This is a genomic window from Streptomyces sp. NPDC059917, from assembly GCF_042730635.1.
GTDB lineage: Bacteria > Actinomycetota > Actinomycetes > Streptomycetales > Streptomycetaceae > Streptomyces.
In genome coordinates this window covers 61,562-71,636 of record NZ_JBHWLC010000036.1, presented here as the reverse complement: position 1 = coordinate 71,636, position 10,075 = coordinate 61,562, and the positions used below count along the sequence as shown (strand labels likewise).

Annotated in this window: 9 protein-coding genes; 6 read left to right on the top strand and 3 right to left on the bottom strand. The window is 72.8% G+C overall.

Annotated elements, in window-relative coordinates:
- Positions 1-145: 145 nt before the first annotated feature.
- Positions 146-1,555, bottom strand: coding sequence for a CoA transferase (locus tag ACFWAR_RS21620; protein ID WP_385779465.1), 1,410 nt, complete (start codon positions 1,553-1,555; stop codon positions 146-148).
- Positions 1,556-1,647: 92 nt separating this feature from the next.
- On the opposite strand from ACFWAR_RS21620, the gene ACFWAR_RS21615 reads away from it, so the two are divergent.
- The 5 genes from ACFWAR_RS21615 (at position 1,648) to ACFWAR_RS21595 (ending at position 7,310) form a co-directional block, all read left to right on the top strand.
- A complete protein-coding gene (locus ACFWAR_RS21615; protein ID WP_385779463.1) occupies positions 1,648-2,517 on the top strand; it encodes a YwqG family protein in 870 nt (289 codons plus the stop codon).
- Between the two features lie 68 nt (positions 2,518-2,585).
- Entirely contained in the window at positions 2,586-3,773 is a 1,188-nt protein-coding gene (locus tag ACFWAR_RS21610; protein ID WP_385779461.1) for a cytochrome P450, read from the top strand.
- Between the two features lie 48 nt (positions 3,774-3,821).
- Positions 3,822-5,522, top strand: a complete 1,701-nt coding sequence (locus tag ACFWAR_RS21605) for a protein kinase (protein WP_385779459.1) — start codon at positions 3,822-3,824, stop codon at positions 5,520-5,522.
- A 61-nt stretch (positions 5,523-5,583) separates the two neighbouring features.
- Positions 5,584-6,261, top strand: a complete 678-nt coding sequence (locus ACFWAR_RS21600) for a hypothetical protein (RefSeq protein WP_385779457.1) — start codon at positions 5,584-5,586, stop codon at positions 6,259-6,261.
- Positions 6,258-7,310 (top strand): DUF5958 family protein, encoded by a 1,053-nt coding sequence (locus ACFWAR_RS21595; RefSeq protein ID WP_385779455.1) that lies wholly within the window; start codon positions 6,258-6,260, stop codon positions 7,308-7,310. Before ACFWAR_RS21600 ends, ACFWAR_RS21595 begins: the two co-directional genes overlap by 4 nt.
- Positions 7,311-7,572: 262 nt before the next feature.
- On the opposite strand, the gene ACFWAR_RS21590 is transcribed toward ACFWAR_RS21595, so the two are convergent.
- On the bottom strand, positions 7,573-8,385 hold the full coding sequence (locus ACFWAR_RS21590) for a DUF4253 domain-containing protein (RefSeq protein WP_385779453.1): 813 nt from the start codon (positions 8,383-8,385) through the stop codon (positions 7,573-7,575).
- 45 nt (positions 8,386-8,430) lie between these two features.
- On the bottom strand, positions 8,431-9,315 hold the full coding sequence (locus ACFWAR_RS21585) for a barstar family protein (RefSeq protein WP_385779451.1): 885 nt from the start codon (positions 9,313-9,315) through the stop codon (positions 8,431-8,433).
- A gap of 188 nt (positions 9,316-9,503) precedes the next feature.
- Here ACFWAR_RS21585 and ACFWAR_RS21580 point away from each other — a divergent pair, with 188 nt between their 5' ends.
- A complete protein-coding gene (locus ACFWAR_RS21580; protein WP_385779449.1) occupies positions 9,504-10,046 on the top strand; it encodes a hypothetical protein in 543 nt (180 codons plus the stop codon).
- Positions 10,047-10,075 lie beyond the last annotated feature (29 nt).

The following is a 10,075-nucleotide window of genomic DNA, read 5'->3' as shown; positions in this document are numbered from 1 at the left end:
AGTCATCCGACAAGTCCTCAACCTTCGGCCTCCGGGTTGGTGTTCTCGTGGTTTGGTTGTTGGGTTTTTTGTGGGGGGGGGGGGGGCCCCCCCCCCCCCCCGGGCCAGCGGCCCCCGCCCCCGCCAACGGCCCCCGGCCGCCCCCTCACCCCGCCCACACCGCCGCGTCGCTCCCCCACCGCGACGGCCCCCGCCCCCACCCGCCCACGGGCCCCCCGACCACCGGCGACCCCGCGTACCGCAACCCCCCGTACCCCGAATCCACCTCCCGCAGCCAGGCCCCCGCGTCGTACCCCACCCCCGCCCCCGCCCCCGCCCCCGGCACGGGCCCCGCCTCCGCCCCCGCCGGGGAATCCGCCACCGCAACCCCCCGGACGAGCCAACTGGCCGTCCCCGCCAACGAGAACCGCAGCACCCGCCCGCCCCCGTCCGCCAGCGCCCGCAACACCCCCGCCGCCACGAGGTACCCCGTCCCGTGGTCCAGCGCCTGCGCCGGCAGCACCCCCGGCGCCCCGTCCGCCCCCGCCTCGCGCGCCGCGATCCCGTACCCGGCCTGCACCAGCGAGTCGAACCCCCGCCGCCCGACCCACGGACCGCTCCCGCTCCCGCCCCACCCCCACGCGCACAACTGGGCCACCACCACCCCCGGCCGCCGCTCCACGAGCTCCTCGGCCCCGAGCCCGTACCGCTCCAGCGCCCCCGGCCGGTACCCCGTCACCACCACGTCCGCCCGCGCCAGGAGCCGCTCGAAGACCTCCCGGTCCGCCGCCGCCCCCAGGTCCAGCAGCGCGGACCGCTTCCCGAAGCCGGTGTCCGCGTACGCGTCGTCCGCCTCCGCCAGCCGCGGCGAGTCGATCCGCAGGACGTCCGCCCCGAGCAGGCCCAGCGTCCGCGTGGCCACCGGACCGGCGATGACCCTCGTCAGGTCGAGCACCCGCACCCCCGAGGCAGCCGGCTCCCCCGGCCCGAGCCGCCGCCCGCGCACGTCACCGTCCCGGCGCTCCACCAACGGCAAGGGGGCCCCGTACTCCGGCGCCACCGCCACGGCCAGCCCGCCCGCGGCGTACACCGTCTCCTGCACCTCGACCGCGCCCCGCCCGGCCACCGCCGCGCGCAGTTCCTCCGGCGTCCCCGCGGCCAACCCCAACGCACCGACCAGCGCCGCCCGGTGGTGCGGATAGTTCGCGTGCGTCCGCACCCACCCGTCCGCGGCCCGCCAGAAACCGGACAGCGGCGCGAAGGACACCGGGGCCCGCCCCCGCACCCGCAGGTGCCGCTCGCTGACGAAGGCCGCGCCCACCGCCCCCTCGTCCACCACGAGCGGCGCCACGTCGTCCACGCCCCGCCCCGCCCGTACGGCGGCCAGTTCCGCGGCGGCCAGCGAACACACCCCCACGGTGGCCCGCGCCAACTCCCGCACCGGCAGCCGCCCGCCGCCCAGCGGCCCCGTACCGCGGTAGCCGACCCGCTCGGCCAGCCCCTCCGCTCCCCCGAGCGCCGCCCACGCACCGGCCGTCGCCCGGTCCCCGCCCCCGCCGTTCCCGCTGGTCGCCATCTCCCCATTCTGGCCCCGGACGACGGCCCCCGCCCCGCTGTCGGTGACCTCTCCCGGTGACCGCTGTCAGTGGCCTCCGGCATGATCGAACCATGACGCACGGAACCACCGCGGCCTTCCGCGACCTCGCCCAGCAGCACCTCCCCGCCGAGGCGGCCGAGCGGTGGATGGAGCTGTTGCGCCCCGGGGTGCGGCTCGAAGCGGCGGTCGGCACGGGCGACGCCGCCATCGGTCGGCTCGGCGGACTTCCGCTGCTCCCGGCCGGAGTCGAGTGGCCGACCTGGGAGGGGCACGGACCGCTGTCCTTCGTCGCCTCCGTCGACTGCGCGGCGCTGCCCGCCGACGGCCTCGACATCGCGCTCCCCACCGACGGGACCCTGCTGTTCTTCTACTTCGACGGCCAGTTGGACGACGGCGACGCCCTGGTCCTGGCCGACGACCCGGACAGCCAGGCGGGCGCCCGCGTGCTCCACGTCCCCGCCGACGCGGACGCCGCGGAGCGCCCGACCCCGCCCGGGCTGAGCGCGTACCCCGTCGTGCGCCTGACGGCCCGACCGGCGATGACCGCCACCGAACCCTGGCACCCCAGGACCCAGCGGGCCTTCGCCCCGCAGGCCGCCTTCGGCCAGGCGTACGACCACCCGGTGTGCAAGGAGCCGTTCCTGGACGCGATCTGGGACTTCGACGGCGACGTCGGCCACCAGATCGGCGGCCACGCGCACGCCGTGCAGAACCCGGTGGAGATGGAGGTCGCCCACGCCGCCCTCGGCGACGGCGCCGCCTGGGACGACCCGCGCATGCCCGACGAGGTCGAACGCTGGGTGCTGCTGGCCCAGTTCGACAGCGAGGACGCCGCCGACATGATGTGGGGCGACTGCGGCGCCCTGTACTGGCTGATCCGCCCCGAGGACCTCGCCGCCCGCCGCTTCGACCGCGCCGCCTTCACCTGGCAGTGCGGCTGACCGGCCCGTTTCCGGCGCCGGCGGACGCGGGCTCGGGCGGTGATCCGGGCCCGCCTAGGGTGGCATCCATGAACCCTCAGGGCGAGTCCGCAGGCGATCCGCACGCCACCAACCGGCAGCTGCGCGAGGCGGCCCCGGTGCACCGCGTCCCCGGTCCCGGGCCCGGCGGCAGACCCGTCTGGCTGGTCACGCGCTACGACGACGTGCGCGCGGCGCTCGCGGATCCGCGGCTCTCCCTCGACAAGAAGAGCTCCACGGGCGGCGGCTACCAGGGCTTCTCGCTGCCGCCCGCCCTCGACGCCAACCTGCTGAACATGGACCCGCCCGACCACACCCGCCTGCGCAAGCTGGTGGGCCGGGCCTTCGGCCCCCGCCGGGTCACCGAGCTACGGGCCCCCGTCCGCCGGACCGCCGACCGCCTCCTCGACGCCCTCGGCCCGCACGGCACCGCGGACCTGATCCCGGCCTACGCGGCGCCGCTGCCGATCACCGTCATCTGCGAACTGCTCGGCGTGCCCGAGGAGCGGCGCACGGACTTCCGCGCCTGGACCGACGCGCTCGTCGCCCCGGACCCCGCCCGCCCCGGGGCCGCCAAGGAGGCGGTGGGGGCCATGCTCGCCTTCTTCGTCGAACTCGTCGCGCACAAGCGCCGCCACCCCGCCGACGACCTGTTGTCCGACCTGATCGCCGTCCGGGACACCGACGGGGACCGGCTGAGCGAGGACGAGTTGGTCTCGCTCGCCTTCCTGATCCTCATCGCCGGCTACGAGAACACCGTCCAGCTCATCGGCAACGCGGTCCACTCCCTCCTGAGCCACCCCGAGCAGCTGGCACGGCTGCGCCGGGACCCGTCGAAGCTCCCGGCGGCCGTGGAGGAACTCGCGCGCCACGAAGGACCGGCGCTCGTCGCGATCCGCCGCTTCCCGACCACCGACGTGTCCATCGGCGGCACCACCGTCCCCGCGGGCGAGACGGTCCTGCTGTCCCTGTCCGCCGCCAACCGCGACCCCGCCCGCTTCGAGCGCCCCGACGTGCTCGACGTCGACCGGGACGCCTCCGGCCACCTGGCCCTGGGGCACGGCATCCACTACTGCCTGGGCGCCCCCCTCGCGCGCGCCGAGACAGAGATCGCCCTGGCCGCCCTCCTCGACCGCTTCCCCGACCTCGCCCTCGCCCGCCCCCACGACCCCCGCTGGCGCCCGTCCACCCGCGCCCGCGGCCTGGTCGAGCTCCCGGTGACGTACCGCACGACCTAGCCCCCGCCTATACTCCCGGCACACGAACGCCGAGCGGGGGCAGGCAAAGTGACACAGGAGACACGGGCCGGGGACGTCGTCGGGGGGCGCTACCGACTGATCGCACCGATCGCCGCGGGCGGCATGGGCCGCGTCTGGAAGGCGTTCGACGGCCGGCTCCAGGTGGAGGTGGCCATCAAGGAGATCTGGCTGACCGGCCCCATGTCACCGGAGCAGCGGGCCACGCTCCTCAAGCGCGCCGAGCTGGAGGCCGTGAACGCCGTCCGGCTGCGCGACCACCCGAACATCGTCACGGTCCACGACGTCGTCGTCGAACACGACGTCCCGTGGATCGTGATGCAGCTGGTCTCCGGCGTCACGCTCGAACAGCGCTTACAAGACGGCCCGTTGGACGTGGCCGAGACCAAGGACCTGGCCGTGTCCCTGCTCCGCGCGCTGGCCGCCGCACACGAACAGGGCATCGTGCACCGCGACATCAAGCCCGCGAACATCATGATCACCACGGGCGGGCAGGTCCTCCTCGCCGACTTCGGCATCGCCGCCCCCGAGAACGGCAGCGGGCTCACCTCCACCGGAGTCGTCGTCGGCTCCGCGCCCTACCTCTCCCCGGAACGCGCCGCGGGCCGTCCCGGCCGGGCGAGCAGCGACCTCTTCTCGCTGGGCGTGACGCTGTACGAGGCGGTGGAGGGCGTCTCCCCGTTCCTGCGCGACTCCTCGCTGGCCTCCGCGCACGCCGTCCGCTACGACCCGTACCCGCCCCCGCACCGCGCGGGCCCCCTGGTCCCGCTGATCTCCGGCCTCCTGGCGAAGGACCCGGCGGCCCGCCCGACGATCGACGAGGCGCTGACCCTGCTCGAACGCACCGGCGCCCCCGAGCACCCGGTGCCGCCCGAGATCCCGCACGCACCCACGGAGGAGGTCCGGCCGCCCGAGATCCCGTACACACCCACGAAGGAGGTCCGGCCGCCCGAGCCCGACCCGGGCACGCTGAAACTCACGATCACCAACCTCTGCCGCGGCCCCGTGCACACCCACCTCGGCGTGGACGACCTCGGCGAGATACCCGCCCTGACAACCGTCAGCCACACCGTCCGCCCCTTCTCCGCCCGCACCCTGCGCGTACGGTCCGCCAAGTGGGGCACCGCGTCCCACACGCTGCGCCCGCCCGCGGGCCGCCATCCGCACGTCACCATCCGCGACGACCACGGCGCACTGGACCTCACGAGCAACGGCATCAAGCACCACCCCGCCCGCCCGAAGCCCTCGGAGACCCCCAAGGCCCCGAGCACCCCGAAGGCCCCCGCCACCCCGGCCGACCGGACCCCCGTCCCGCCGCCCGCACGGCCGTCCCCGTCACAACCGGCCGCCAAGGTCCTCGGCGCCCTCGCCATCGCGCTGGCCCTCGCCCTCGCGCAGTACTCCGACAACTCCGGCTTCGCCGGCTGGGTCAGCCACCACCTGCACGGCTCCGCCGCGTCGCCGAAGAAGGGCGACTGCATCTACGGCGACGTCCGCCAGCAGGCGGAGCGCGACGCCCCGGCCACGGTGGACGGCCACGCCTGGGTGAAGGTGCCCTGCTGGTCGGCGGCGAGCGAGTACGAGATCCGCACCGACCCGACGTTCACCTCGGACGTCACCGCACCCACCGCGTGCCCGTCCGACACGAGGCCGATGTGGCTCTCCAAGTCCTCCAGCGCCACCCGCGGCATCCTCTACGAAGGCACCTACGTCTGCCGCAGAGCGAACTGACGCGGGGCGCACGGTGGTATTCGGTTGGAGTCCGGACAGCTGAGCACGGCAGAGTGGCGTGGTGAGTGAACTGTGGGCACGCACCCTGACCTGGGCCGAAGTCGATCCGTCGCGGCATCCGTTCGAGCTGGACGAGGATGCGGCGAAGGCCCTGGCCGCTCTCGTCGCCCCCTTGCTGCCCGGCCCGGAGGCCGTCGAGAAGCTCTGGTGGCGCGCGACGGACCCCGTCACCGCGTTCATGGTGAACCGGTACGGCCGGTGGGCCTGCGGTTGGAACTGGGCGGTGGGTGAAGGCGACGCCGACGGCGGGGTCGTCGACGTGTGGTGCTGTGCGCGCCATTCCGTGACGACGGCGGAGGCGACCGCCCCGTTGGCCGTCGCGGCCCTGCTCGAGTGGCGCGACTGGATCGAGGACCTGGCGGAGCGCTTCGCCGCCTTGGCGCCGCCTCCGCACGCGGCGGCGCCCCTGTCCTGCGTGGATCCCTGGCACTGGGAGCGCGCGTGCACGCGGCTGGTGACCGTGGTGGCCGACCGGACGCGGGCCGAGAGCGGCTGGTACGCACACTGCGAGCAGGTCCTCGGATGGTTCCTCGCCTACAACGGCATGGACGAGGACCGGGCCCGGGAGATCGTGGAAAGCGCGGTCGGCGGCCGGTTCGGCAGCTGGACCGCACCGGACGTCGTCGTGGTCGACACGGTGAGTTCGCGGTTCGCCCGGACCGTGGAGCGCAGCCGATGACATCCGGCCCCGACCACCAGCCGGACGCCCTCGCCGACTGGCTGGGCATCCGCGCACGGATCTCCTGGCCGTCCTGGAGCAGCACCCGCCCCGACTCCGGAGCACCGGCCTACGACGGCTTCCGGGACTTCTTCACCACCACCCGCGGCAGCCGCGACCCCGAAGGGACCCGGCGGGTCCTGACCGCCCTCGGCACGGCCCTCGCCGACGCGGACCAGGGCGAGCGGCTGGACTTCGCCCTCCTGACGAACTGGCAGCGGACCGTCCTGCACCGCGCGTCCGCCCCTTTCCGCACGGCGCCGGCCTTCGCGAAGGCCGGGCGGGAACGCTACGGCCTGACGCCCCGCACCGAGGCGCTCTTCGAGCACTGCCTGTCCGAGAGCGCGCAACCGGACCTCCCCCTCCCCTCGCGCGCCGCTCGGACCTACCTCGACGTCCTCTTCTTCCATCCCTTCGAAGACGGCAACGCCCGCGCGGCCATGCTGGCGCTGGCCTTCGTCCTCGCCCGCGAAGGCGCCCCCCCTCGACCAGGTACACCCCCTACAAACCACCCGCTGGGCCGACGACGCAGCCGGCGCGACCGACCTCGCGGTACTCCTCGGAATCCTGATCCACACGGCGGAGCGCCGCCTGTCGGCCGGAAGGCAGCCATGACCGAACGGGACGTCATTCTCAACGAACTCGCCCAGGGGCTGCGCCCCGTGTCCGAAGGCATCGAGTGGTTCGACGGCCTCGGCCCGGACGAACAGTCCGACGTGCTGCGCTTCCTCCGGCATCACTGCGTCCAAGCGCGCGCCGTCGCTGAGGACGCCCCGGAGAGCATCCGCCGTTCCGGGCTGCGCCCGACGCACACGCCCGCCGTGCTGATCTCACGGGGCCGGATCGACATGCAGCTGGGAAAGATCGCCGGCCTCAGGCCGCTCGACGAACGCCGCAAGGCGTTCCGCCTGCTGATCGCCGTGCTCTCGATAGCCGACGGGCGACGCCGCGAGCGCTTCTGCTCCGGCGGCTGCGGGCACTGGTGGCACGATCTGCCTGCCGCCGACTGACGGCCCGCAGCCGCTCAGCGGGTCCTCCTGGAGAGCTTTTCTCGACAGCTGGGCCCGCCCGCGCCGGATGTCCGCGCCCTACCCCGCAAACGCCGAGATCCCGCCCCGCCTTGCGGCGGAGCGGGATCTCGTGACGTTTCCTGAGAGCTACTCAGGAACTGTCGTTTGTGGGCTGTTCACGAGTGCCGCTGACCTGAACCAATGCGGCGCCTTGAAGATCGCTTCCCGGCTCCCGAGTGATCGTTTCCCGACGGGGTCAGGGTCAGTCCCACCAGAATTCCCAGCAGTGCGTGTCAATGAGTCGCTCGGCGTACGCCGCCAGGGTCTGGGGCCGAGGGCCCTGCCAGATGTTGTCGGGGCAGAAGGCGAAGTGTTCGGCCGCGATGTGCAGGGCGTCTTCCCTACTGGTCGGTGGCGTGGCGATGCTCAGGTGGAGTGTGTCGGAACCAACGGCGACCACGCATGCGCCGAAGCGTCGTTCCCAGTCGCTCACCACGGCGGAGAACGTGGCGGTGTCGTTGTCCCAGTTGGCGGGGCCGTCCCAGCCGACGAGGGCAAGGGCCTCGGCGCCGGAAGGCGCGGCGACCAAGCCCAGTCGTGACTGCGGCCGCCTCAGGGCGAAGTGTTCTGCGTACTCAGCGGCAAGCCGACTGCGATCCGCCGCGTCTTCACGGCCGGGCGCGAGGCCCGGCCAGGTCTGGCCGAAGGGGGCCGTGACGGCCAGCCGCTTGTCGGGCGACAGCATGTCGTCGTCCTCGTCGACCGCGGTGTATGTCGCCCACCACTTCGCAAGCAGATCGGCCGGGTCATGGTCGCCGGGTGATGACATCTGCTCGGGGAAGAGCTCGCCGGCACCCCAGGGCCGGAAGTCGCTGTCCTCGGGGTCGCGCGAGTCGAGAAGCAGGGGCCACACCCCTGAGCGGGGATGTTCGTCGCGGATCCGCTTCCACAACTCCGCGGATACTGCGCCGTCGCTCAGCCACAGGGCTTGGACGCCTCCGTCGCCTTCATCGGACGTGATCAACCGTCCAGGTGGGAGGGGGACAGCAATGTTCGACAGCAGCTCAGGGGTCACGGGCGGATGCTAGCCGTGGGCTCTGACATGCTCGCGATTGCCCGCTCAGGCTCGGCGGTTAGCGTCCATCCATTCGTCGCTGTTCCACATGACGGGCATGGCTCCGACCGGGTCGAATCGAATGTCGGGGTCGTTGCTGTGGACCAGGCAGATCAGCCGGCGCTGAAGTACGACTGCGTGACGGGCTTGGTCGGCGATGATGTCGAGTACGGCTTGAGCGACCCGGGGGCAGGCAGCTGCGAACCGGTCGTAGTCGGTGAAGGCGAGGACGAGTCCCGCGCCTTCCGCTGAGTCGTCGTAGCCGCCGTAGCAGGCCACGTCGCCGAGGCAGTCGTTGAGCGCGTCAAGGTTGTGGCCGTAGTAGTCGGGGAAGTGCAGGGCGGCGGCGATGGCGCGGTGCATGTCCTGCTCCGTGGTCCATTGGCCCGCTGTCAGCCGGACGATGCGGAAGTCACGGTCTTCGAGACGGTGCACAGCCTGGTTGAGGAGACGCTGGCGCCAGAAGAGGGTGACGAACGTGTTGCCCATGTATTCGATGCCGGGGAAGCCAGCCTTCGACGTGCTCGGCGTCGGCTTCGAGGCGGCGTGGCGGCGGTAGTCGTCCAGCAGTCGGAAGAACTCCTCGACCGGGTTGGAGTCCGCAGGTGTGGTGCGTTCGATCTCGGCAGCCCAGCTGAGTGAGCTGGATGTCCCGCGGCTCTCGTGGAGCCATTGCGTGAATCGCTCTTCGGGCCAGAAATCGAAGGGTTCGTCGATCGCGTGCACGCCCAGTGCGACGCGGTAGCCGGTGAGGAGCGCTTCCAGATGACGCAGTGAGTGACCTGGCAGCCACATGCCGGGGCGGAGTCGGATCTGCTCGAGGAAGTCGTACACGTCCGTGCAGTCCTGCCAGTGCTTGACGGCGTTCTGCGGGCTGTCCTCTGTCGGCATGGGGTGAGCCTACGGGGCGGGCAGGAGTGGTCTTTCAGCGCAGGGGTGCGGACCCGAGGTAGGCGAGGGCGGTCGTTTGGGAGCATCTGCGGTCACCCTCTGCGATCTTGTTGCGGCTCGCCCTACGTTTGACTGGGGCTTCCAGTGCCGCGAGGCCCCGATGCCGGCTGGGTGAAGGCAGGGCTGCGATGACGTCGCTCTTCGAGCGTCTGGACACGGAAGAAGCCATTGTCCGCGGGGAGTTGTCGACGCTCCGCGAGAAGATCGCGACGGCAGAGGAACGGCTGGCCCACCTGACGATCACACGGGAGACCCTGCTCTCCCTGACAGGCCATGCTGGCCAGGCCGATGACAGCGCCGAACTTCAGTCACAAGGGCAGGGCCCAGGTGACGGCGGGGACCTCGTGGATGGGGCGGCGCCCGGAGCGGCACCCGGCAATGCAGCCAGCCCCCGTGATCCGTCGGTCGCATCGGGGCCGCTCGAGTTGTCGGTGGCCCGTGAGCGAATGCTGGTGCTGCTGGCAGGGGCCGGGCGGGCGATGAAGGCACAGGACATCGCCGCGGCGATCGGCGAGGACATCTCGGATACCTCGAACGGTCGCAGGACGGAGACGACGCGGTCCCGGTTGAAGGCGCTGATCAGGGAAGGCCGGGTGGTAGAAGACCCCACGGGCTGGTTCGCGATCGCCCCGGCCACCAGGAACGAGCAGGGAGGTTCCGTACCGGTGTGAACCGTGCCGCGAGCGCGCGGCGTCCAAGG

Bases quoted from the DNA above. Each gene is read 5' to 3' on its own strand.
- ACFWAR_RS21610 (WP_385779461.1), top strand. From the start codon at position 2,586: ATGAACCCTCAGGGCGAGTCCGCAGGCGATCCGCACGCCACCAACCGG.
- ACFWAR_RS21585 (WP_385779451.1), bottom strand. From the start codon at position 9,315: ATGCCGACAGAGGACAGCCCGCAGAACGCCGTCAAGCACTGGCAGGAC.
- ACFWAR_RS21615 (WP_385779463.1), top strand. From the start codon at position 1,648: ATGACGCACGGAACCACCGCGGCCTTCCGCGACCTCGCCCAGCAGCAC.
- ACFWAR_RS21595 (WP_385779455.1), top strand. From the start codon at position 6,258: ATGACATCCGGCCCCGACCACCAGCCGGACGCCCTCGCCGACTGGCTG.
- ACFWAR_RS21620 (WP_385779465.1), bottom strand. From the start codon at position 1,555: ATGGCGACCAGCGGGAACGGCGGGGGCGGGGACCGGGCGACGGCCGGT.
- ACFWAR_RS21580 (WP_385779449.1), top strand. From the start codon at position 9,504: ATGACGTCGCTCTTCGAGCGTCTGGACACGGAAGAAGCCATTGTCCGC.